Genomic DNA, 473 nt, shown 5'->3' on the forward strand with positions numbered 1-473 from the left:
GAAATCGACGATGACACCTTTGATCGGGGCGCCTTGAGCATCCACCACCGTAAAGGTCAGCAACGCGGTTTCCGAGCGTCCGGTTCCGCCTGATCCGGCAATGACGATGGAACGGTCTGCGGGGTTGGCGGCCGTGAAATTGCTCGCCCTGGCGACGGATTGTGGATCGGCGACCACTGCGGCCGTCACCGACAGATTGGCAGAACCGGTCATCTCGACGGGTGTGCCATTTCTATCGTTGAGCGAGGCCGTGGCTACTACCTGGGTGGCCCCCAGCGAGGTTGCGCCGGTTGCCTTGAGGTCGACTTCAGCGATGCCGGAACTGGTGGTCAGGGCAGTCGCGGATTCGGGCATGAAGGTCAAAAGACCGCTGCCGTGCTCCGAGAAAGTGACAATGGCATTCGGAACCGGTTGGCCCGACTTGTCCTTGAGCACCGCCTTGGCGTGAATGTCGAGATCCGAAGTCTTGAAGG

Annotated in this window: 1 protein-coding gene; it reads right to left on the reverse strand. The window is 60.9% G+C overall.

The window, feature by feature from the left end; translation table 11 throughout:
- The coding region (locus J5M71_RS27905) for an Ig-like domain-containing protein (RefSeq protein WP_207838809.1) at positions 1 to 473 on the reverse strand (473 nt) is incomplete at both ends.

The sequence above is a fragment of the Pseudomonas sp. 43(2021) genome (assembly GCF_017490805.1).
Lineage (GTDB): Bacteria > Pseudomonadota > Gammaproteobacteria > Pseudomonadales > Pseudomonadaceae > Aquipseudomonas.